Consider the following 22,493-nt stretch of genomic DNA (forward strand, 5'->3'; position numbering starts at 1 on the left):
AGGCTGGCTGGCGTGCCGCTAGCTCTTTGGCTGTCATTCGACGGCGGACGCTTCAATCTTGTCCAGGCGCGGCGCCTTGCTGTTGCAACGACGCTGGTCCTGACGCTGGGCTACTTCTTGTACCTCACGGCGAGTGACAAGATCAGCCAAGCTGATACCGCTCAGAAATTCGTGGATCTGCAAGCTCAAGTCGCACCACAGGTGGTGGGTCAGGCAGGTGTCGCCTTGATGGCAATCCCCTTGGCCCTGGCACTTGGTGGCGTCGACCGATTCGTTCACCGCATCGATCACCTGGGCCACCTGGATGCCCTGCATGTCGCGCGACAGCTGGTAGCCGCCGCCCGGACCGCGGACGCTGGAAACCAGGTTGCTACGACGCAGCTTGGCGAAAAGCTGCTCGAGGTAGGACAGGGAGATGCCTTGGCGCTCGGAGATATCGGCCAGGGACACCGGCCCGTGCTGCGCGTGCAACGCCAGGTCGAGCATGGCGGTCACGGCGTATCGGCCTTTTGTAGTCAGTCGCATGGACAATTACCACGGAGTTCGGAATGGGGCGAGTATGCAATTCCCGAGTATTTAAGTCAACTATAAGACCTAGTACTTTAGTCAGGATTACCCGCAAAAGAGCGGCGGTATCATAGCAGGGTATGCGGCGTAATGGCACACCGCTCGGCGCGGCCTCATTGGCTAAACGAGCCCGCCGTAGGAGCTGCCGAACGCGGCCCGAGCCTTCGGCAGCTCCTACAGGGGAATTAGCCAGCTTTGGTTTCGTCTTTGTCCTTCACGCACGCGAAATCTTCTTCGCGCAGCTCAGGCAGATCTTTCGCACAATAATTACTGCCCAGATCCTTCAGCGCGCCGCACATCCCCTCCAGGCGCCCATCCACTGCCTGCAGATGATCCAGCAACTGGTTGATGGCGCGAGCCACCGGGTCGGGCATGTCTTCGCCGACACCGTAGGCATCAAAGCCGATCTTCTCGGCCATCGCCTTGCGCCGGGCATCCTGCTCTTCATCGGTCTTGACGATGATGCGACCCGGTATCCCCACCACTGTCGCGCCGGGCGGCACGGCCTTGGTCACCACGGCATTGGAACCCACCTTGGCCCCCGCGCCCACAGTGAACGGCCCCAGCACCTTGGCGCCGGCGCCAACCACCACGCCATCTTCCAGGGTCGGGTGACGCTTGCCCTTGTTCCAGCTGGTGCCACCCAGGGTAACGCCCTGGTACAGCGTGACATCGTTGCCGATCTCGGCAGTTTCACCAATGACGATGCCCATGCCGTGGTCGATAAAGAACCGACGCCCGACCTTGGCCCCCGGATGAATCTCGATACCGGTCAACCAGCGACCAAAGTTCGACACCAGCCGCGCCAGCCACTTCAGCTCGGCGCGCCACAGGGCCGCCGCCAGCCGATGAATCCAGATGGCGTGCATGCCCGGATAGCAGGTCAGGACTTCGAAGGCGTTGCGCGCTGCCGGATCACGATGGAAAACACTCTGGATATCTTCACGCAAACGCTCGAACATTTTTAATCCTTCCGCTTTAGAAGCTCACCACGGGCCGCTTTTTGGGTTTCCGTGAGGATGCCACGCAATATATTCATTTCCGCCCGGCTGACCGAGCTTCGTCCGTACAACCGACGCAGGCGCGCCATCAAGTGCCGCGGTTTTTCCGGATCGAGGAATTCGATGGCCACCAGGGTCTGCTCCAGGTGCTCATAGAATCGCTCCAGCTCATCCATGGTCGCCAGCTCGCCACTTTTAGTGGAAGCCACCTCATCCTTCTCGACCTTGCTCGGCTGGCCTTGGGCCGCGAGCCAGGACATGCGCACTTCATAACTCAATACCTGCACCGCGGCCCCGAGGTTCAGCGAACTGAACTCAGGGTCTGATGGGATGTGCACGTGATAATGACATCGCTGCAGCTCTTCGTTGGTCAGGCCGGAATCTTCACGACCGAACACCAGGGCGATTTCGGCGCCCTGCCCGGCGTCCTCGACCACTTTCGTCCCGCATTCGCGCGGATCGAGCAGTGGCCAGGGGATGCGCCGGTCACGGGCGCTGGTGCCGAGCACCAGGTTGCAGCCCACCAGGGCGTCTTCGAGGGTGGCGACAACCTGGGCGTTTTCCAGGATATCCCCGGCGCCGGAAGCCCGGGCATCGGCCTCGTGGTGCGGGAACAACCGTGGTTCAACCAGCACCAGCCGCGACAGGCCCATGTTCTTCATGGCACGCGCAGCCCCGCCGATGTTCCCGGGATGGCTGGTATTGACCAGGACGACACGAATGTTTTGCAGCAAGGGAGGCGCTCTCGAACACAATAAAGGGGAGCCGAATCTTACAGCGCCTACTACCGTTAAGCTATGAAAGCGAACGTCGTCCTTCACCTGTAGAAACTTTCTGATAGAATGCCCGGCTTTCTTTAACAACCTTAGGTGACACATCCATGCAGCCCATGCTGAATATCGCGCTGCGCGCCGCCCGCAGCGCCAGTGAATTGATCTTCCGCTCCATCGAGCGCCTGGATACCATCAAGGTCGACGAAAAAGACGCCAAGGATTACGTATCCGAGGTGGATCGCGCCGCCGAGCAGAAAATCATCGACGCGCTGCGCAAGGCCTACCCGAATCACTCGATCATGGGTGAAGAAACCGGCATGCACGCCGGCACCGGTATCGAAGGCGAAGAGTACCTGTGGATCATCGATCCACTGGACGGCACCACCAACTTCCTGCGCGGCATCCCGCACTTTGCAGTCAGCATTGCCTGCAAATACCGTGGCCGCCTGGAACACGCAGTGGTTCTGGACCCGGTTCGCCAGGAAGAATTCACCGCCAGCCGTGGTCGCGGCGCCCAACTGAACGGTCGTCGCCTGCGCGTCAGCGGCCGCACCAGCCTGGACGGCGCCCTGCTGGGCACCGGCTTCCCGTTCCGTGATGACCAGATGGACAACCTCGACAACTACCTGGGCATGTTCCGCGCCCTGGTTGGCCAGACCGCCGGCATCCGCCGCGCCGGTTCGGCGAGCCTGGACCTGGCCTACGTGGCTGCCGGCCGTTTCGATGCGTTCTGGGAATCGGGCCTGTCCGAGTGGGACATGGCTGCAGGCGCCCTGCTGATTCAGGAAGCAGGCGGTTTGGTGAGCGACTTCACCGGCGGCCACGACTTCCTTGAAAAAGGCCACATCGTTGCCGGCAACACCAAGTGCTTCAAGGCAGTGCTGACGGCGATCCAGCCGCACCTGCCAGCCTCGCTGAAGCGCTAAGCTTCCAGCGACAAAAAAAGGCACCCCTCGGGGTGCTTTTTTATGCCCGGAACTTCACTCTTCAATTCACCACATACCCCTGTGGGAGCGGGCTTGCCCGCGAAGGCGGAGTGTCAGTCAGCGTCAATGCTTAATGAAATAACGCATAGCTGGCAAGCCCGCACACAGAGCGCGGTGGCTACCCAGCCACCCGTACAAACCCCGACTTCAGCCCAAACACCTCGACGCCGTGCGCAACAGACCGTCCCACCGTCACCGCGACACGCTGAGACAGCTGATTGTCGCCTTCCCGGTACTCGACGAAAAAGGCGCCCGCCTCTTCCTGGATTGCCCCCGGCGCCACCACGATCGCGCGGTCATTGCTGTAAGTGACAATGTGCAGGCGAGCGCTCATGCCCAGGCGTATCTCATGCTGACGGTCCGTTGCAATCGGGCTGATCGACAGGCTGATCGGGAACTGTGCAGCGCTGCCCGGATCATCGTCGGGCAATGCTATGCGGCTGACCACATCGACCACACCACTGAGTCGCTGACCAAAACCGTCACCCTCGATGTCTACTGCCTGCCCCGGCTGCAACTGGTTGACGTCCAGTTCGGACACCCTGCTGGCAATCTTTAACTGCTCAAGGTTGGCCAGGCCAAACATCGGCTGGCCTTTACCGACCTTACTACCGGCGTGCACGGAAGCGCCCGCGCCGGTTGAATCAGAATCGACCCCTATCGGCACGATCACACCGGCAAACGGCGCGCGGACGGTTTGCTCATCAAGCAACTTGCGCACAGCGTCATACTTGACCGTGGCATTACTCAACTCCATCTCGGCGATTTGCAGGAACTCACCCTCACCCTGCTCCAAGACTTGCTCGCGGTCCTCCCTGGCCGCCGCCAGGCCAATATCCAATGCCTGCACCTGTTGTTCGAGATCGTCCACTTCACTGCGCGAGATAATCCCACGCTCGAACAGGGTTCGGCTTTCAGTCAGTTTGCGTTGTGCATTACCCAGGGCCATTTGCGCAGCGCTCACGGCACGACGCGCACGCATCATCTGACTGCCGTTGCTCCAGTTTCGAAGCTCGGCTGCGGCACGCTGAGCCTTCAGTTTTGCCGCCAGCGCATCACGCAACTGCGTCTCGATCAATGCAGGGTCCATTTCCACCAGCACCTGACCGGCCTCGACCCGTGCTCCAGGCTCAACCAGGTAGCGCTTGAGATCGCCCTCGAACGGCGCGGCCAGCGTGATGACCTGCTGCGGCTCAATCTTGCCGAGCAGGCCGATGCGCACCTTCAGCGGTGCTTCGCTGACCGCCAGCCACTGCTCGGCGGGCGCCTCGGCAACGTCTGATTGCAGGTAACCGCCAATCATCACGCCAACAAGACTCAATACCAGCGCCAGCACGATGCCCTGGTGCAGGCGCTTGCGTTGAAGGGAGGTTTTTTCAGTAGTCATTGAGTGCGATGTCCCAGCTTTCCAGAGTCATGCCCAACACCTGATCCAGCTGTGTCTGGGCATTGAGGTAGGCGATTCGAGCGTTGAGCAACGCGTTTTCACTGTTGCGCAAGTCGCTCTCGTAACTCAGCACCTGAAAGTTGCTGGAGCGTCCGACATTCAGCTTTTCGTGCTCGATCGCCAGCTTGCGCGTTGCCAGTTCGTGAGAGCGCTGGGCGATTTCATACTGCCGCCATCGCGTGCCCAGGTCGCGGACCACGTCGCTAACGTCGCGCTCCAGTGCTTGATGGGCATCTTCAAGCAGCAATGCCTGGGTCTCCACGCCAACCTGAGCATTGACCCTGGACTGGCGCGAGGCAAGATCACCGACAGGGATCTGTAGGTGCACGCCAGCATAACTTTCCCAACTACGCGCCGACGTGCTGGTGCGTTCAAACCGGTCGCGCACCTGATTCGCCCCCGCCACCAGCGAAACGTCCCAGCGGGCCTGGTCCTTGGCAACCACCAGGTTGAGGTCCGCCTGCTGACTGCCCAGCAGCGTTGCCAGGTAGCGCGGCTGCTGGGCCCGGGCTAAACGCAGCGCGTCAATTTTGTCGATGTTGATCCGTGACACTTGCAGGGTTTCACTGGCATGAATCGGCGTCGACAAGTCGAGCGCCAACAAACGCAACAATGACAAGCGATCGGTATCCAGCTGGTTCTGCGCCTCTTCAACCTGTAGCTCCTGAGAGGCGATATCGGCTTCGGTCTGCACCGCGTCGAACGCAGCCATGCGCCCCGCGTCGATCAGCGCATTGTTCACGGCCAACAACTGCCGGGCTCGCTCCAGCGCTTGCCGGGCAATGGTCAACTGCTCCTGGGACCTGAGCAACTGACGATAAGTGCTGATGATCTCGCTGATGGTGGACGACACGCTGCTCTTGAGGTTAAGGCGGTTGGCCTGCTCATTGAGCCGCGCCAGACGCACGGGCGCCGTGGTGACCTCGCGCCCGGCACCGCGCAGCAAGGGCTGGATAATCGCCAGGTCCAGACCGTCGCTCCGATAGCGTCCGGAACCCAGACCACTCCCCTGCTCCTGCTTCCAGCCCAGGGTTGTGCGGGTCCCGTATTCACTCAACCAGTCGGTGGTCGGGCCCATCGTGGCGGTTTGCTTGCGGTCACTGGAGCCTTTGGCGCTCGTGTAGTTCGCGCTAAGGGTCAGCTTTGGCTTGAATGTATCCTCCGACACCCGCAGGTCAAATTTTTGCGCCACCCGCTGCAAATAAGCACTACGGATCTCGCGATTGCTGCGCAGGCCCAGGTACACCGCGTCGGCCAAGGTCAATTCAGTTGCCTGCTTGCCCAACATGAACGCGCTGGCGCTGGCACCCTGCACCGTAGGATGGGATACCTGATCAACAATGTTGGCCAGGCTGTGCTGACTGGCCGAGCACAGAAGAACAAGGGCCAAGGGACGCCAGTTATTCATCGCGCAGTGCCTCCACCGGTTGCAAGCGCGCGGCTGAAAGTGCCGGGTAGAGGCCGAAGAACAAGCCGACCAACAAGGTGCTGGCGCTACCGAGCAACACTGCAGCAGGTGACAGGTAGAACTTCCAGCCGACCACGCTGGCATGAACCCAGGCACCGACGACGCCGAGCACCACCCCCAGCAGGGCGCCCGCGGCGGTCAACGCCATGGCTTCGAGCAGGAACAGATTGCGGATATCGACGCGGCGCGCACCCAGGGCAATACGTACACCGATCTCCCGCCGGCGCTGCGAGACATTCATCAGCATCACATTCATGATGCCCACCCCCGCGCCGATCAGTGAAGTGATGCCCAGGGCCATCAGCAGATACGCAAAGGTACGCGTCTGGTTTTTCATCCCTTCGATGATTTGCTCAGGCACTTCGACCTGTATTTGCTGACCGGGAAACTGCAACTGCAGGGCTGGCGTAAGCTGCTCGGCGGCGCGGGCAACATCCTGCCCGGGCGCCACGCGAGCAATAATGTTGCTGATGTCTGCGGACTGCCCCAGACGCACCAAACCCTGGAACGACAGGAAAAAGGTTCGGTCTACCGACACCGGGACAATAGGCGAAACCAGCTGACGCTGCACAATGCCAATCACCGTAAACAGGTAGCCATCCAGCTGGACCTGGTCGCCCGTTCCAACAGGGTGGTCGGCGGTACCCAGGTCCCGGGCGAGGCGATGCCCGAGCACGACCAAGGTTTCAGCCTCATCAAACCGTGAGAAAAAACGACCCTCGTCCATAAGCATGCGCATGGTGGCGGCAAATTCCGGAGTGACGGCGGCCAGTGACGCGTATTGCCTGCGACCGTCGAACGCCACTTCCTTGCCGCTAGACGAGATGGGCGCAATGAAAGTGAGCGTGGGCACCGCAGCTCGCAGCGCCTGCACATTTAAGTCGGGACGCACCGCTTGTGTCGAGTCCGCGCGGGCAAGGCTCACACTGAGCATATCGACCCCCATTTCCTTGAAGATTGCGACGGCATTTTCCGCGGCGTTATGACCGAGGTTGATCATCGCCACCACCGAAGCGCTGCCAATGGCGATACCCAGCAACGCCAGGAATGAACGACGGCTGTGGGTCTGCAAACTGAAGAGTGCGTCGCGCAACAACTGGCGGTAGCTCAGGTGAGTATTCAATGCGAAGTGCATGGGCGCCCTGCTTCACTGACCGAGCCGTTCTCGACCAGGATCTGGCGGCTCATCTGCGCAGCGATTGACGGCGCATGCGTGACCACCACCAGCGTGGTTTGCTGCTCGCGATTGATCGTCAGCAACAGGTCGATGATTTCCTGGGCAGTATCGGTGTCGAGGTTGCCCGTGGGTTCATCGGCAAGAATCAGTCGCGGCTCACCGACCAACGCCCGGGCGATGGCCACGCGCTGGCGCTGCCCACCGGACAGGTCGGCAGGGCGAAAATGACTGCGCTGTGTCAGCCCCACCAAATCGAGTAGATGCTGAGCCCGCTCCAACGCCTCGCGCCGCGGTACGCCACGATAGTTCAGGGGCAGCGCGACATTTTCCAGCGCCGTGAAGTGCGCCAGTAAATTAAAGCCCTGGAAGACGAAGCCAATTTGTTGGTTGCGCAGGGCCGCCAGTTGCGAGTGATTCAAATCAGCCACTCGTTGATTGGCGATAAAGTAGTCTCCGCTATCGGGTAAATCCAGCAGGCCTAGAATATTCAACAAAGTGCTTTTGCCCGACCCCGACGAGCCTAGAATCGCGCAACTTGCTCCCAACTGTATCTTCAAAGAGATACTCTCGAGGATGTTATGGGCCTGGCCACCGCGCCAGTATTTTTTGCTAATACCGCTGAGCACGATAAATGCTTGGCGGTCATCGGGGGCAAAAGCAATGGGAGACATGTTCATCTTGGGGGAGTTGAACCGAGGGAGTCAAAAGCATGAGGCGTCCATGACAGCTCGGACGCCGATCATTTAAGCGCGCCTCACCACAGGTGAAGCCCACTGCGTTGGATGAGTGCTTATTCACGGAGTAGTACAGTGGTGCTACGTGTAGCGTCATTGACGAGAAAATGCAGTCGGATCTTACGACGCCATAATTAAAACGCGAGAAAGATCGGGGCACGCATAGTGAACATACCCCTCACCAAGCAAGAAAAACATTAATTGGGCACATGAAATCTTAGATCACACCATGGGTCCGGGCCCGCTTTATCAAAAGTAAATATGGCTCTAAGTAATACAGAGGGCGCCACTCCCTGAGTCGCACGCACAGTAGCACTTACATCGGTAAAGTTGAGCTGCCCATCCTGCTTCAAAGAATCTGGCGATTTAGTTTCGGCGGAATTATTTCCAGCTTCTACAATGGATAAATCCAAATTAGCTTTATTCCCGCCTTTCTGCCCATTACTTTTTGTAATCCTATATTGATGAAGAGTAACTGTCCATTCTTGATAATCACCCACTGCCCTCAATACAGCAAGCGCCTTTACCCAACCAGAGAAATTCCCAACACTGCATGTACCTTCCACTGTTTTATTGATAATCAAACCGTTATCGGGAGCAGCTTGAGCGGACACTGAAAAAAACGTCAGGCATGCAACTGAAGCCCCGACACACAACGTTTTTCTAGCAAAATTAAACATCACTCCCTCCATAGAAAATCAGAAAAATCCATCTCACCACACGAGCGCATCAATAACTTTCAGCATAAAAAATCAAGCTCAGGCAAGAATGGTTACTTATCTATTCTTGTCAGCATGAATATTTAACGCCTAAAAACAATATTAATGACAAAAAAAACTACAACAATAGGAATTTTCCTATATTGATTTAAGCACACCGAACTTTTCGCCATTACAGTATAGAAAAGCATCCTTCCAAGACTGTATGAATACCTAGCTTTCTGCGAATGCGTCACAAGAAAATTCCCCATATCGAAAGACACGCAGCATTTTTCGTGATGGCTTACACCCAAGGAGCGTTTCGCAGTCGGGCAAGCTTATTTCCGGTCTCGACTGGGTGGCCATCGATGTCGAGCATATGTTCATCATGAGAATGATCGAATTAGAGGAGTCAACATGATGAGGCGCCACGACAAATCGGTGCCACCGGGATAAGAGGCATTGCCAAAATAGCGGGCACAAAAAAGCACCCCGCAGGGCGCTTTTTGATAAAACGGTCGGCGCTTACTGAGCCGGTTCGTTCTGTGACAGCACCAGCTTGCCTTCCTTATCCACCGGAATCTGGTTGCCCGGATCGCGATCCATCCGCACCTTGCCTTCCTTGCCGTCCAGCGAATAACGGACGTCGTAGCCTACGACCTTGTCGCTGATGTCATTCACCGTGTTACAGCGAGTCTGGGTGGTGGTGTAGGTATCGCGATTCTGCATACCTTCCTGCACCTTGTTGCCGGCATAACCGCCGCCCACGGCGCCAGCTACGGTGGCGATCTTCTTGCCGGTGCCGCCGCCGACCTGATTACCCAGCAAACCACCGGCCACTGCGCCAATGGCGGTACCGAGGATCTGGTGTTGATCCTTGACCGGCGCCTGGCGGGTCACGGCCACGTCCTTGCACACTTCACGTGGCGTCTTGATCTGTTTCTTGACCGGGTCAACGGCTAGAACTTGCGCATACTCAGGGCCGCTTTTAACCAGGCTGTAGGTGGCAACAGCACCCCCGGCAGTTACACCGACAGCACCCAATACCGCACCAACCAGCAACGACTTGTTCACATGAACCTCCTGACCATCATAGGCGGGACAACGCCCGCGCTTCTCCCAGCCTTGGAGCATAAAAAAAGGCGCGAGTTCAATACTCGCGCCTTTTAGGCCGACAGCTGGAAGACGAAAGCCGTTATGGGCGGTCGTCGACTTCCTTATCGGTAGCCACTGGAGGAATCAGATCCTCAGTGCTCAGGTTCAGCCAGATCAGCACCACGTTAGCGATGTAGATCGACGAGTAGGTACCCGCCAGAACACCGATAAACAGCGCAATGGAGAAGCCCCACAGGTTGTCACCGCCGAAGAACAACAGCGCCGCAATCGCCAGCAACGTGGAGATCGAAGTAGCCATGGTCCGCAGCAGGGTCTGGGTGGTCGAGATGTTGATGTTCTCGATCAGCGTCGCCTTGCGCAGCACCCGGAAGTTCTCTCGAACCCGGTCGAATACCACGATGGTGTCGTTGAGCGAGTAACCAATGATCGCCAGCACCGCCGCCAATACCGTCAGGTCGAAGGTGATCTGGAAGAACGACAGGATACCGATGGTCACGATCACGTCGTGGATCAGCGAAACAATGGCGCCGACCGCGAACTTCCACTGAAAGCGGAAGGCCAGGTAGATCAGGATGCCGCCGAGCGCCATCAGCATGCCTAGGCCGCCCTGGTCGCGCAGTTCTTCACCGACCTGCGGGCCGACAAACTCGACTCGCTTGACCGCCGCCGGGTTGTCGCCGCCAACCTTCAGCAGCGCTTCAGCGACCTGATGCCCCAGCTGCGGGTCTTCACCCGGCATCCGCACCAGCAAATCGGTAGTTGCACCGAAGCTCTGCACGATCGCGTCGTGATAACCCGAGGCAACCAGCTGCTCGCGCACCTTGGTGACATCGGCCGGATGCTCGTAGGTCAGCTCGATGAGCGTACCGCCGGTGAAGTCCAGGCCCCAGTTCATGCCCTTGGTCGCAACACTGAACAAGGCCAGCAACGTGAGGAACAATGTGACGCCGAACGCAACGTTGCGAACGCCCATGAAGTTGATTGTACGTAACATGGCAGCCCCTTAAATCCACAACTTCTTGAAGTCACGACCGCCGAAGATCAGGTTGACCATCGCGCGGGTCACCATGATGGCCGTGAACATCGAGGTAAAGATCCCGAGGGACATGGTCACTGCGAAGCCCTTGACCGGGCCTGTGCCCATGGCGAAGAGAATCCCGCCGACCAGCAACGTCGTCAGGTTGGCGTCGAGAATCGCAGTGAATGCCCGGCCGAAGCCTTCGTTGATTGCCCGCTGGATGGTCATGCCCGCCGCAATCTCTTCACGAATCCGCGAGAAGATCAGCACGTTGGCGTCAACCGCCATACCCATGGTCAATACGATACCGGCGATACCCGGCAGGGTCAGCGTAGCACCCAGCAGCGACATCAGCGCCAGCAGCAACACCATGTTCACTGCCAGAGCGACGGTGGCGATGATGCCGAAGAAGCGGTAGATGGCGATGATGAACAGCGAGACAAACAGCATGCCCCACAGCGACGCATCGATACCCTTGGTGATGTTGTCCGCACCCAGGCTCGGGCCGATGGTGCGCTCTTCCGCGAAGTACATCGGGGCAGCCAAGCCACCGGCACGCAGCAGCAGTGCCAGCTCGGAGGACTCGCCCTGGCCGTTCAGGCCGGTGATACGGAACTGGGCACCCAGTGGCGACTGGATGGTCGCCAGGCTGATGATCTTCTTCTCTTCCTTGAAGGTCTGCACCGCCACGTCTTTCTCGACGCCGTCGACCACTTGCTTGGTGTAAGTGGTCACAGGACGCTGCTCGATGAAGATCACCGCCATGCTGCGACCGACATTGTTACGGGTCGCACGGCTCATCAGCTCGCCACCGTGGCCATCCAGGCGGATGTTCACTTCTGGCGTACCTTGCTCGCCGAAGCCAGCCTTGGCGTCAGTCACCTGGTCACCGGTGATGATCAGGCTACGCTCGATCTGTGCCGACGGACGATTGCCTTCACGGAACTCGAACGTTTCCGAAGTGGCTTTCGAAGCGCCCGGCTCTGCAGCCAGACGGAACTCGAGGTTGGCCGTCTTGCCCAGGATACGCTTGGCTTCAGCCGTGTCCTGCACGCCTGGCAGCTCAACCACGATGCGGTTGGCGCCCTGGCGCTGCACGATCGGTTCGGCAACACCCAGCTCGTTGACGCGGTTACGTACCGTGGTCAAGTTCTGCTTGATGGAGTATTCGCGGATTTCCGCCAGCTTGGCCGGGGTCATCGCCAGACGCAGCACCGCCTGACCATTGAGGTCGGCCGGAACAATATCGAAATCGTTGAAGTTCTTGCGGATCAGTGCACGGGCCTGCTCGCGGGAAGCTTCATCAGTGAAACCCAGCTGAATGGCACCGTTGAGTTGCGGCAGGCTGCGATAGCGCAGCTTCTCTTTGCGCAACAGGCTCTTGACGTCGCCTTCGTAGACTTTCAGGCGGGCATCGAGGGCTTTGTCCATGTCCACTTCCAGCAGGAAGTGCACACCACCGGACAAGTCCAGACCCAGCTTCATCGGGTGCGCGCCCAGGCTGCGCAGCCATTGCGGGGTGGTTTGTGCCAGGTTCAGTGCAACGACGTAGTCATCACCCAACGCCTTGCGCACAACGTCCTTGGCTGGCAGTTGGTCTTCAGCCTTGACCAGGCGAATCAGACCGCCCTTGCCACCTGCCGTCAGCGAGGTCGCCTTGACGTTGATCCCGGATGCCTTGAGCGCAGCGCTCACTCGATCCAGATCAGCCTGATTGACCTGCAGCGCAGTGCTTGCACCGCTGACCTGAATGGCCGGGTCATCAGGATAAAGATTGGGAGCGGAATAAATCAGACCGACCGCCAGCACCGCCAGGATCAGAATGTATTTCCACAGAGGGTATTTGTTCAGCATCACGCCGCCCGCTTATGACGCGGGGCGCCTTGCGCGCCCCGTCGATTGAGTAGAAGTTGAAACTTAGATCGCTTTGAGCGTGCCTTTTGGCAGCGTGGCGGCGATAGCGCCTTTCTGGAACTTCATTTCGACAGTGTCAGAAACTTCCAGAACCACGAAATCATCAGCCACTTTGGTGATCTTGCCGGCGATGCCGCCGGTGGTCACAACTTCGTCGCCTTTTTGCAGGCTGCTCAGCAGGTTCTTCTGCTCTTTGGCGCGCTTGGCCTGTGGACGCCAGATCATCAGGTAGAAGATGACCAGGAAACCGACCAGGAAAATCCACTCAAAGCCGCCGCCCATTGGGCCTGCAGCAGGTGCAGCAGCGTCAGCCATGGCGTTAGAGATAAAAAAGCTCATTTAGCACTCCAGTTGCAAATGTTGAATCTTGGGGTCAGAAAACTCAGTCCAAAGGCGGAACGGGAAGCCCGCGTTTGGCGTAGAAGGCATCGACAAAGGCGGCCAATGTACCCTGTTGAATAGCCTCGCGCAAACCAGCCATAAGCACCTGGTAATGGCGCAAATTGTGGATGGTATTCAACATGCTACCCAGCATTTCGCCACACTTGTCCAGATGGTGCAGATAAGCACGGGAGAAGTTCTGGCAGGTGTAGCAATCGCAGGTCGGATCCAGCGGCGAATCATCATGGCGATGGAACGCGTTGCGGATCTTCAGCACGCCTGTATCAATGAACAGATGCCCATTGCGGGCATTACGGGTTGGCATCACGCAATCGAACATGTCCACACCGCGGCGCACACCCTCAACCAGATCTTCCGGTTTGCCAACGCCCATAAGGTAACGAGGTTTGTCAGCCGGCATCTGGCCCGGCAGATAATCCAGCACCTTGATCATCTCGTGCTTGGGTTCGCCCACCGACAGACCGCCAATGGCCAGGCCGTCGAAGCCGATCTTGTCCAGGCCTTCCAGGGAGCGCATGCGCAGATCCTGGTGCATGCCGCCCTGAACGATCCCGAACAGCGCCGCCGTATTGTCGCCATGGGCATTCTTCGAACGCTGGGCCCAGCGCAACGACAGCTCCATGGAAATGCGCGCGACGTCCTCGTCAGCCGGGTACGGCGTGCATTCGTCGAAAATCATCACGATGTCCGAGCCCAGGTCACGCTGAACCTGCATCGACTCTTCCGGCCCCATGAACACCTTGGCGCCATCCACCGGGGAGGCGAAGGTCACGCCCTCCTCCTTGATCTTGCGCATGGCGCCCAGGCTGAACACCTGGAAACCACCGGAGTCAGTCAGGATCGGGCCTTTCCACTGCATGAAATCGTGCAGGTCGCCGTGCTTCTTGATCACTTCGGTGCCAGGGCGCAGCCACAGGTGAAACGTGTTGCCCAGAATGATTTCCGCGCCGGTGGCGGTAATATCCCGCGGCAGCATGCCCTTCACGGTGCCGTACGTGCCCACCGGCATGAACGCCGGGGTCTCGACGGTACCGCGCGGGAAGGTCAGGCGACCGCGACGAGCCTTGCCGTCTGTGGCAAGCAACTCAAACGACATACGACTTTGGCGACTCATTCTTTGTCCTCAGGGCCACGTGGTGCGGGGTTACGGGTGATAAACATCGCATCACCGTAGCTGAAAAAACGGTATTCATGCTCCACGGCGGCTTTATAAGCGGCCATGGCTTCGGGATAACCGGCGAACGCCGAAACCAGCATCAACAGCGTGGATTCGGGCAAATGGAAGTTGGTGACCAGGGCATCGACCACATGAAACGGCCGCCCGGGGTAGATAAAGATGTCGGTGTCGCCACTGAACGGCTTGAGCACGCCATCGCGGGCGGCACTTTCCAGGGACCGCACGCTGGTGGTACCCACCGCCACCACCCGCCCACCGCGAGCGCGACAGGCCGCCACTGCATCGACCACATCCTGGCCGACTTCCAGCCATTCAGTGTGCATGTGGTGATCTTCGATCTTCTCGACGCGCACCGGCTGGAACGTACCCGCACCCACGTGCAGGGTCACGAACGCGGTCTCGACGCCCTTGGCGGCAATCGCCTCCAGCAGCGGCTGATCAAAATGCAGCCCCGCCGTCGGCGCCGCCACCGCGCCCAGGCGCTCGGCGTACACCGTCTGATAACGCTCGCGATCCGAGCCTTCATCCGGGCGGTCTATATAAGGAGGCAACGGCATGTGGCCGACACGGTCCAGCAGGGGCAACACCTCTTCACTAAACCCCAGCTCGAACAACGCATCATGACGGGCCAACATCTCGGCCTCGCCACCGCCGTCGATGAGGATCTTCGACCCAGGCTTGGGCGACTTGCTGGACCGCACATGGGCCAGCACGCGATGACTGTCGAGCACCCGCTCAACCAGAATTTCCAGCTTGCCGCCGGAAGCTTTCTGGCCAAACAGCCGCGCCGGAATCACCCGGGTATTGTTGAACACCATCAAGTCGCCTGGGCGTAAATGCTCAAGCAAATCAGTGAATTGACGGTGTGCCAGGGCGCCGCTGACCCCATCAAGGGTCAACAGGCGACTGTTGCGACGCTCAGCCAAAGGATGGCGAGCGATCAGCGAATCAGGGAGCTCGAAAGTAAAGTCAGCAACGCGCATGATGGGGTTCGTCTAGCAGGGCCGGGAAGTCTAGCGGAAATATCAAAAATTCTCCATGAAACGTGATTGACCAACGGTAATCTCATCTCTATACTTCGCCGCCATTGAGCCCTGATGGCGGAATTGGTAGACGCGGCGGATTCAAAATCCGTTTTCGCAAGAAGTGGGAGTTCGAGTCTCCCTCGGGGCACCAAAATTGAGAAAGGTCTTGCTTAGCAAGGCCTTTTTTTTCGCCTGCGATAAAGCACCTGACACCCCACCACCGCGTAGGAGCTGCCGAAGGCTCGGGCCGCGATCGGACGATCTTTTGATCCTGCTCCTCTCGCCCCGCTCCCACACCCGGTGAAAAATTCAAGGATTCCCCCATGGAATTGCTCCTGGAAACCGTCGCCCTGTTCTGCCTGAAGCTCGCACATGAGACGGAAGACTCGAGCCCGATTCTGCGCGACGATCCGATCATGAGCGATTACGAGCGCGAGGTTTTTGGTTTACTGGTGCGCCAGGGGGATGTCGCGGCGATCCAGTTGAGGGTCAACCAATGCCTGGCGTTGGCACTGGATGCCTTGGGGGGCGTGGATAGGCCCTTGGGGCGCGAGCTGCAAAGGCTGTCGATGGATTTTTGTGGCGCGCAGACTTTGCAGCAACTGGAAGCGCCGCTTCTGCTGCTGCAGAACTATCTGAAAGACATTTATTGACCACCAAAAATCAATTGGTAACGGCAAACCTCAAGTGTGCCACCGCGTCGCTGTTTCACGCGTTGCAAGATGCTTGCGTTGTCCAAAACCATAAACTCATACACTGGCACCTTCAATTTTTTCGGTTGGCCTACATCTCCTGATTATTTTACTTTCACCGTCCGCTTCCTGACTCATCCGCTCGAGTCTTTCGGCTGCGCTGGTACCCGGGCACATCATCCTGGCAGTATTCAGCAGGCTGTTGATCTTATTCTGCAAATCAAGCAACTTGCCCTCCTTAGCGTCCAAGCCTGCCCTCAGCGACCCTAGGCGATATGCCCTACGGCGTTTACAGATAGCGATTAAATATAGCGGCTAGTTATTCTCGCCACGCAACTGCAGACTCTAGCCCCAATAGACTTTTACAACGCCAACTCCATTTCATTAATCTGCGATCATAGCGATGGAATAAAACCAAACGCCATACTTCGTTCATACCGAACGCAAAGCAAAAGACACCTGACTGGCGGGACGTACTTAATCGTGCGCGCTCACCTCCCCAAGCCTCTTCCATGGACTTCGATACGCATGCAAACAACTGCATTCCCATACCGAACAAGAAAATTTTTTAATTATTTTTGCTCAAGGGCAAGACTGCAGCAACCACCCATAATTGAAGAACTTCCTGACCTAGCGCTGAATATCTTTTTTTGAGAGAGGGACGGGTATGAATTGATCTCTCGATCCCTAGCTTGATGATATTTAATGAACGCTGGAGATATTGCCCGAGAGCAGTAACTTAAGACCCTACCCGGGAATTCTCTGCCCTAATAAAAGGGAGCAAGACAATACGAAATAGAAGCTTTTTTGTCAGACCATACTCAGCATAAATTCTGCGCGCCAAATATTTAATAAACCTGATACAAAAAAGCTTCTGAGCGCAAGCCTAAAAATCAGCAGATGCTCGAAACAGAAATCTTACTTATATTTAAAAACATCTCGAGGCTGCATAAACCCTCCAATATGCTCTTCGACTTAATATTAGAATTTTTTTCAGATGCGCCATTAATTTCTGATATATAAGCCTCCATAGTCTTTATTTTTGATTTGTTACCTTTATTTTCTTTGAGTGCATTCAGATGGTTTTTCAAATATTCTTTCAACTCTCGTAATTCACTCTTTTTAGAGTCGAATTTCGCATTTTCTTTTGTACCCTTCCCGATCATCACCAGGGGAGTGGAAATATTTGTCACTCGCTTCACTTCGGCTCCAGTTGCTTTCACAATTTTACTCGTAACACCATGTAACGAGCTCGGAGCAGAAGATTTAATAAAACGCGTTAAACCTAATTTAAAAACCACAGCAACCTCCAACCAATTATACATACATAATCATATTGAAAAAAATAATATATCTGCTGTCAAATTCCGCTCAATCCAAATATAAAATTGCACAATTCAAGTACTATTCACACTTCAAAACACGGACCACTATCGGAAAGCTCTGAGATTACGACAAGTGCATCCTTATACAGCCTGAGACCGAAGGGTTTCAGCGAACAGCCTGAACCAGGAAGCTTTCAAAGGTTGCAGGACAACGGCTTGGGCGGTACCCTTCTGCCGTCGTTGTTTACTCACGACCGGGCTTGGAAACCCGTTCAAATCTGGGAGCGCATCAGCGTTTTATTCATGATTACAGGTGATTTTTTACTCCTGCGATCTTGGTCTATTGCGGCTGTGCGTGGGGCGTCTTCGGACGTGCCGGTTTACTGGATTTTCGGTTTTCCAACCTTGGAGCTTCATCATGCGCAGTATAAATCCGTTCGAAATTTGGCTATTTCTTCTATGCGATTCCCGATCGCATGACGCCCCACCATCCACCCTCCCACACGGCCTCTCCATCACCGGAGGTGGCAAATGACCGACAATCCCGAACTCAAAACCATCGGCTTCACCCCCGCGATCTACCTCGGTAATCAAGCGATGTTTCACGTCATTGGTGGCGTGCCCATTGGTGATGCGTTGTCCATGGCTTCTGATTTTCTTTGCCTTGCCAAGTCGCTGACTGAAGATGCTGCTTATGCGAAGGACAATGGGCGGCATGCTTGGGCTGCGCATTATCTGGTGGCTATGGGTAAGGCGTTGGTTGATGATTCGGTGAAGGTTTTGATGCGGGAGCGGGGGAATTCTGGGGGTTAGTCTGAGGGTGGGCTTGCGATGGTGCTGGGTCATTTGGGTTTGCTGTGGATGATCTGGCGCTTTCGCGGGCAAGCCCGCTCCCACAGGGGTAGTGTTTTGGGAGCTGGATTTTTGTTTGTCTGCTGGGAGCTGGGGTTGTGCATTGAGGCTGACGGTGGCTGGGCTGGCGCCATCGCGGGCAATCCTTGCTCCCATACAGGTCACTTCAACTGGGTCTCCCACAGGAGGGATTCCACAGAGGTAACTCCATGGGGGGGTTTCCACAGCGGGCTTTTTGGAGCGGGGCTCCCGCTGGTTCGAGGTCGGTGCGAATGAGGCCAGGCCCGAGCTTATCGGGGGTTTGCCCCCGCTTCAGAGCAGGTGCTGGGAAATCAACTTGGAGATTTCCACCATCGAAGTGCGGCCAGTGAATTCGAATTTCACTCTGCCCAACGACGAAAAATAGATCTCCAGTTCCGAATCCAGATCGAAGGTTCCCGACGTTTCCACCGAATACGCCACGATGTTTTTGTACGGCAATGAGGTGAAGTCTTTCTTGCTGCCCGTCAGCCCCTGGACGTTCACTGCGATGATGCGTTTGTTGGTAAACACCACGCCGTCGCGCATGGATTTGTAGGAGTCGATGACCTGCTCGCCCTCCAATAGCAGTGCGGTAACCCGTTCGGCGTATTCGTCGTTTTGCTTGAGCTTGAAGAAGCCTTTGTTGTTGAAGTCGATCATGTGCCATTCCCTATGGGTTAAATGCCTATCTAAGCATGTTGCCGCAGGCTTACCTACTCCTCCCCCGCCGTGGCCTTCACCGCCACTTCGATCGCCCGAACGCTGAGCGCGGCAAATATCGCGGTCACGCCGTTGAACCCGGGCAGGATCGCCGGAATCCGCGTTACGCCAAGTTTGGGCACGCAGCACAGCAACAAGTGCCCCCGGCGATGCCGCGATGCTTTCGCTGTCCGCCGCCACCTGCGTTATCATCGCCCGCCTCTGCGCACCAAGAGCCTTGACCGGATGTCCGTACCGCTGCCACCAACCGCCGATCTTCACTCCCTGCCACCGGTTCTCGCCGGCCCGCTGTTGCGGCGCCTGGAGCCCACGCGGCTGGTGCTGTGGCTGGTGGGTTCTCGGGAGCTGGAGCTGACCCTGCGTTTGCAGGGTGTCGCCGACATTCGCCTCGACGCCACGCAGTGCACGGTGATTGCCGTGGGCAGCCATGCTTTCGTGCATTTGATCGATGTGCCCCTCGACAGCGCCCTGCCCTGCGACACGCTGATCGAATATGACGTGTTGATTGACGGGGCCGGCATTGCCGACTGGGCGCCGCATCTGTTGTATGGCGACGCGCTGCGACCGAATTTTGTGCTGCGCTCGCGGGTCGATCAGTTGCTGCACGGTTCCTGCCGCAAGCCGCATCATCCCGCTGCCGACGGTTTGCTTTGCGTCGATCAGTTGCTGGCGACCGAACACGAGCCGCAGCAACGTCCCGCGTTGCTGATGATGACGGGCGACCAGGTGTATGCCGACGACGTCGCCGGGCCCACGCTGCGGGCCATTCATGCGCTGATCGAGCGGTTGGGGCTGTTCGAGGAGCACCTCGAAGGCGCGGTGGTCAGCGACAGTGCCAAGCTCTATGAGCACCCGGCCAGCTATTACCACCGTGCGGATTTGTTACCGGCGCTTGAGAGCAACGAGACGTTACGTGAGCGGTTTTTCGGGGGGGCGCGCAAGCCGATTTTCACCAGCAGCAGTGCCGACAATCATTTGGTGACGTTTGCCGAGGTGATGGCGATGTACCTGCTGGTGTGGTCGCCGACGGCCTGGACGCTGATTGCGCCACAACCGCCGGTGCTGACTGCCGAGCGCCGTGAGCGGTATGCGCTGGAGCAGACGCGCATCGATGGTTTCAAAGCTGGCTTGGGGCGTGTGGCCCGGGCGCTGGCGCATTTGCCCAGCCTGATGATTTTCGATGACCACGATATTACCGATGACTGGAACCTTTCCGCGCAGTGGGAGGAAACGGCCTACGGGCATCCGTTTTCCAAGCGGATCATCGGCAATGCGTTGATCGCCTACATGCTGTGTCAGGGTTGGGGCAATAACCCGGACGCGTTCAAGGATCTGCTGAAGAAAACTGCGCAGTTCAGCGCGACCGGGCAAGACCATTACCTGGACAGCCCGGTACAGGACGACCTGATCGATGACTTGCTGAAGTTTCAGCAGTGGCATTACGTGCTGCCCACCAGCCCGGCGCTGGTGGTGATCGATACGCGCACCCGGCGCTGGCGCAGCGAGATGACGCTGAAGCAGCCTTCGGGTTTGCTCGATTGGGAAGCGCTCAGCGAGTTGCAGCAGGAACTGCTGGATCACCCCTCGGCGATCATCGTCTCGCCGGCGCCGATCTTTGGTGTGAAGTTGATCGAGACGGTGCAGAAAGTATTCAGCTGGTGCGGTTTTCCGCTGCTGGTGGATGCGGAGAACTGGATGGCCCATCGCGGCGCCGCGCAGGTGATCCTGAATATTTTCCGACACTCGCGCACGCCGGGTAATTACGTGGTCCTGTCGGGGGATGTGCATTATTCCTTCGTCTACGAGGTGTTTATTCGACACCGCAAGGGTGGGCCGCGTATCTGGCAGGTCACCAGCAGTGGCATCAAGAACGAATTTCCGCCGAGGCTGCTGGAGTGGTTCGACCGGCTCAACCGCTGGCTCTACTCGCCGCGCTCGCCGCTGAACTGGCTGACCAAGCGCCGGCTGATGCGCATTGTGCCGCATGTGCCGGAGCATGCTGAAGCGGGTGAGCGGCTGTGGAATTCGGCGGGGATCGGGCAGGTGTTCTTTAACGAACAGGGTCAGCCCCAGGCGATTTATCAGCACAATTCAAATGGCCTGCCGAAGACGCGGATGGTGGCGCCGCAAGAGGACTGACGGGGGACCGGGTCGTCCGTAACGCGAGCAGGCTCACTCCTACAAAGGGATATGTATGTTTGCACGGAGCAAGTTGGTACCTGAACTGATGGTCAGCGACATCAGGAAAAGCCTGCATTTCTGGACGGTATTGGTCGGTATTCCGATTGCCTACGAGCGTCCTGAAATCGGGTTTGCCTACCTTGACTTGAACGGCGCGCAGCTGATGCTGGAGCAATACGATCCCGGCGAGGGGCAATGGCTCAGTGGTGCGCTGCGGGCGCCCTTCGGTCGGGGTATCAATTTCCAGATTACTGTTGAATCGGTTGAACTTGTTTTGCGGCGGCTGGCTGAAGTTCAATGGCCGCTGTTTCGAGCCTGTGCCGACACCTGGTATCGCGCGGGTGAGGTTGAAGTGGGCCAGCGGGAGTTTCTGCTGCAGGATCCGGATGGGTATCTGGTGCGGTTGGTGGAAAGCCTTGGGGAGCGTACCAGTCAGAAACCGACCTGATCCTGGCGGAATGCAGGATGGCGCATTTATCGGAAAAGGCCTACATCACTAACAGAAACGTCTCGGCGGCTATCGAGTGATACTCAGCTCATACGCAAATGCACCGTTTGCGTAGCGACCACTCAGAGGTATTGCCTTGCCATCCTGTACTCATTTCTGTACGTTCTTTGCTTCAGGCGAGGACTACAATATGCAAACCATCAACTATACGACAGCTCGAGCGCACTTGGCCGAAACAATGGATCGAGTGAACGAAGACCGTGCTCCACTGCTGGTGACTCGTCAAAAAGGTGAGCCGGTGGTGATGATGTCCCTGGCGGAATACAACGCTTTGGAGGAGACGGCATATTTACTGCGCTCTCCAGCCAATGCCGAGCGCCTGATCAAATCGATCGGCAATTTGCGCGCAGGAAAAACCAAAGCCAGGCAACTCATTGAAGAATGAATATCGAGTTCACTCCTGAAGGTTGGGACGACTATCTGTGGTTCCAACACAATGACAAGGCAGGCCTCAAGCGAATCAACCTGCTGATCAAATCAATTCAGCGCGAGCCTTTCACCGGACTTGGGAAGCCTGAGCCGCTCAAACACAATTTGAGCGGCTTTTGGTCACGGCGAATCACCGCAGAACATCGCCTTGTGTACTCAGTTGAGAACGGTGAGCTTCGGGTTGTGATGTGCCGGTATCACTACTGATCTGGGCTTGGTAAGAGTTGCCGCGGGCTCGGGCCGCGTTCGGACGATTTTTTGA

The 22,493-nt window shown here is 57.4% G+C and carries 23 protein-coding genes, 1 tRNA gene and 1 pseudogene; 8 read left to right on the forward strand and 17 right to left on the reverse strand.

Annotation, left to right across the window (positions count from 1 at the left end; genetic code table 11):
- Positions 1–33 precede the first annotated feature (33 nt).
- The 3 genes from iscR to trmJ form a co-directional block, all read right to left on the reverse strand.
- Positions 34–525 (reverse strand): Fe-S cluster assembly transcriptional regulator IscR, encoded by a 492-nt coding sequence (gene iscR / locus AAEZ05_RS22500; RefSeq protein WP_007903581.1) that lies wholly within the window; start codon positions 523–525, stop codon positions 34–36.
- 227 nt (positions 526–752) lie between these two features.
- Entirely contained in the window at positions 753–1,529 is a 777-nt protein-coding gene (gene cysE, locus AAEZ05_RS22505) for a serine O-acetyltransferase (protein WP_205893872.1), read from the reverse strand.
- A gap of 2 nt (positions 1,530–1,531) precedes the next feature.
- A complete protein-coding gene (trmJ, locus tag AAEZ05_RS22510; protein WP_045057715.1) occupies positions 1,532–2,302 on the reverse strand; it encodes a tRNA (cytosine(32)/uridine(32)-2'-O)-methyltransferase TrmJ in 771 nt (256 codons plus the stop codon).
- Between the two features lie 146 nt (positions 2,303–2,448).
- Between trmJ and suhB the strand changes: the two genes are divergently transcribed.
- Positions 2,449–3,267: a type III secretion system regulator SuhB gene (gene suhB, locus AAEZ05_RS22515; RefSeq protein WP_008014726.1), complete on the forward strand. Its 819-nt coding sequence runs from the start codon at positions 2,449–2,451 to the stop codon at positions 3,265–3,267.
- A 178-nt stretch (positions 3,268–3,445) separates the two neighbouring features.
- Here the strand turns inward: suhB and AAEZ05_RS22520 are convergent, their stop codons facing one another.
- The 11 genes from AAEZ05_RS22520 to queA all read right to left on the reverse strand — a co-directional run bounded on the left by AAEZ05_RS22520 (position 3,446) and on the right by queA (position 15,461).
- Positions 3,446–4,714, reverse strand: a complete 1,269-nt coding sequence (locus tag AAEZ05_RS22520; protein ID WP_350648936.1) for an efflux RND transporter periplasmic adaptor subunit — start codon at positions 4,712–4,714, stop codon at positions 3,446–3,448.
- Positions 4,704–6,182: a TolC family protein gene (locus tag AAEZ05_RS22525; protein WP_350648938.1), complete on the reverse strand. Its 1,479-nt coding sequence runs from the start codon at positions 6,180–6,182 to the stop codon at positions 4,704–4,706. Before AAEZ05_RS22525 ends, AAEZ05_RS22520 begins: the two co-directional genes overlap by 11 nt.
- On the reverse strand, positions 6,175–7,377 hold the full coding sequence (locus AAEZ05_RS22530) for an ABC transporter permease (protein WP_350648940.1): 1,203 nt from the start codon (positions 7,375–7,377) through the stop codon (positions 6,175–6,177). The genes AAEZ05_RS22525 and AAEZ05_RS22530 overlap by 8 nt, the downstream gene beginning before the upstream one ends.
- Positions 7,362–8,090, reverse strand: coding sequence for an ABC transporter ATP-binding protein (locus AAEZ05_RS22535; RefSeq protein ID WP_350648942.1), 729 nt, complete (start codon positions 8,088–8,090; stop codon positions 7,362–7,364). Before AAEZ05_RS22535 ends, AAEZ05_RS22530 begins: the two co-directional genes overlap by 16 nt.
- A 260-nt stretch (positions 8,091–8,350) precedes the next feature.
- Entirely contained in the window at positions 8,351–8,833 is a 483-nt protein-coding gene (locus AAEZ05_RS22540) for a hypothetical protein (RefSeq protein WP_350648944.1), read from the reverse strand.
- Positions 8,834–9,376: 543 nt separating this feature from the next.
- Positions 9,377–9,925, reverse strand: coding sequence for a glycine zipper 2TM domain-containing protein (locus AAEZ05_RS22545; RefSeq protein ID WP_045061576.1), 549 nt, complete (start codon positions 9,923–9,925; stop codon positions 9,377–9,379).
- A gap of 121 nt (positions 9,926–10,046) precedes the next feature.
- On the reverse strand, positions 10,047–10,961 hold the full coding sequence (gene secF / locus AAEZ05_RS22550) for a protein translocase subunit SecF (RefSeq protein WP_045061577.1): 915 nt from the start codon (positions 10,959–10,961) through the stop codon (positions 10,047–10,049).
- A 9-nt stretch (positions 10,962–10,970) separates the two neighbouring features.
- On the reverse strand, positions 10,971–12,839 hold the full coding sequence (gene secD, locus AAEZ05_RS22555) for a protein translocase subunit SecD (RefSeq protein WP_350600808.1): 1,869 nt from the start codon (positions 12,837–12,839) through the stop codon (positions 10,971–10,973).
- A 63-nt stretch (positions 12,840–12,902) separates the two neighbouring features.
- Entirely contained in the window at positions 12,903–13,238 is a 336-nt protein-coding gene (yajC, locus tag AAEZ05_RS22560) for a preprotein translocase subunit YajC (RefSeq protein WP_007982729.1), read from the reverse strand.
- A 43-nt stretch (positions 13,239–13,281) separates the two neighbouring features.
- Positions 13,282–14,397, reverse strand: coding sequence for a tRNA guanosine(34) transglycosylase Tgt (gene tgt, locus AAEZ05_RS22565; protein WP_163019375.1), 1,116 nt, complete (start codon positions 14,395–14,397; stop codon positions 13,282–13,284).
- Between the two features lie 14 nt (positions 14,398–14,411).
- Positions 14,412–15,461, reverse strand: coding sequence for a tRNA preQ1(34) S-adenosylmethionine ribosyltransferase-isomerase QueA (gene queA / locus AAEZ05_RS22570; RefSeq protein WP_122837616.1), 1,050 nt, complete (start codon positions 15,459–15,461; stop codon positions 14,412–14,414).
- 108 nt (positions 15,462–15,569) lie between these two features.
- Between queA and AAEZ05_RS22575 the strand changes: the two genes are divergently transcribed.
- Together AAEZ05_RS22575 and AAEZ05_RS22580 are read left to right on the forward strand one after the other, a co-directional pair.
- Positions 15,570–15,654 (forward strand) — tRNA-Leu (locus AAEZ05_RS22575).
- 172 nt (positions 15,655–15,826) lie between these two features.
- Positions 15,827–16,156: a hypothetical protein gene (locus AAEZ05_RS22580; protein WP_350648946.1), complete on the forward strand. Its 330-nt coding sequence runs from the start codon at positions 15,827–15,829 to the stop codon at positions 16,154–16,156.
- Between the two features lie 932 nt (positions 16,157–17,088).
- Here the strand turns inward: AAEZ05_RS22580 and AAEZ05_RS22585 are convergent.
- Positions 17,089–17,520: a hypothetical protein gene (locus tag AAEZ05_RS22585; protein ID WP_350648948.1), complete on the reverse strand. Its 432-nt coding sequence runs from the start codon at positions 17,518–17,520 to the stop codon at positions 17,089–17,091.
- A gap of 531 nt (positions 17,521–18,051) precedes the next feature.
- On the opposite strand from AAEZ05_RS22585, the gene AAEZ05_RS22590 reads away from it, so the two are divergent.
- Positions 18,052–18,333 (forward strand): DUF3077 domain-containing protein, encoded by a 282-nt coding sequence (locus AAEZ05_RS22590; RefSeq protein ID WP_350648950.1) that lies wholly within the window; start codon positions 18,052–18,054, stop codon positions 18,331–18,333.
- 351 nt (positions 18,334–18,684) lie between these two features.
- Here AAEZ05_RS22590 and AAEZ05_RS22595 read toward each other — a convergent pair whose 3' ends face one another.
- Together AAEZ05_RS22595 and AAEZ05_RS22600 are read right to left on the reverse strand one after the other, a co-directional pair.
- Complete coding sequence (locus AAEZ05_RS22595) at positions 18,685–19,053, reverse strand: PH domain-containing protein (RefSeq protein ID WP_045062660.1); 369 nt, start codon at positions 19,051–19,053, stop codon at positions 18,685–18,687.
- Between the two features lie 53 nt (positions 19,054–19,106).
- A pseudogene (locus tag AAEZ05_RS22600) lies at positions 19,107–19,235 on the reverse strand (potassium channel family protein); the annotation flags it as partial.
- A gap of 103 nt (positions 19,236–19,338) precedes the next feature.
- Here AAEZ05_RS22600 and AAEZ05_RS22605 point away from each other — a divergent pair.
- The 4 genes from AAEZ05_RS22605 to AAEZ05_RS22620 all read left to right on the forward strand — a co-directional run bounded on the left by AAEZ05_RS22605 (position 19,339) and on the right by AAEZ05_RS22620 (position 22,438).
- Positions 19,339–21,252 carry an alkaline phosphatase D family protein gene (locus tag AAEZ05_RS22605; protein WP_350648952.1) on the forward strand — a complete coding sequence of 638 codons (1,914 nt, stop codon included), beginning with the start codon at positions 19,339–19,341 and terminating at the stop codon, positions 21,250–21,252.
- A 55-nt stretch (positions 21,253–21,307) separates the two neighbouring features.
- Complete coding sequence (locus AAEZ05_RS22610; RefSeq protein WP_350648954.1) at positions 21,308–21,742, forward strand: bleomycin resistance protein; 435 nt, start codon at positions 21,308–21,310, stop codon at positions 21,740–21,742.
- Between the two features lie 190 nt (positions 21,743–21,932).
- Complete coding sequence (locus AAEZ05_RS22615) at positions 21,933–22,187, forward strand: type II toxin-antitoxin system prevent-host-death family antitoxin (protein WP_082069261.1); 255 nt, start codon at positions 21,933–21,935, stop codon at positions 22,185–22,187.
- Positions 22,184–22,438, forward strand: a complete 255-nt coding sequence (locus tag AAEZ05_RS22620) for a Txe/YoeB family addiction module toxin (protein ID WP_350648956.1) — start codon at positions 22,184–22,186, stop codon at positions 22,436–22,438. The genes AAEZ05_RS22615 and AAEZ05_RS22620 overlap by 4 nt, the downstream gene beginning before the upstream one ends.
- The last annotated feature ends 55 nt before the right edge of the window (positions 22,439–22,493 follow it).

This window comes from Pseudomonas sp. HY13-MNA-CIBAN-0226 (assembly GCF_040310305.1).
Lineage (GTDB): Bacteria > Pseudomonadota > Gammaproteobacteria > Pseudomonadales > Pseudomonadaceae > Aquipseudomonas > Aquipseudomonas gregormendelii.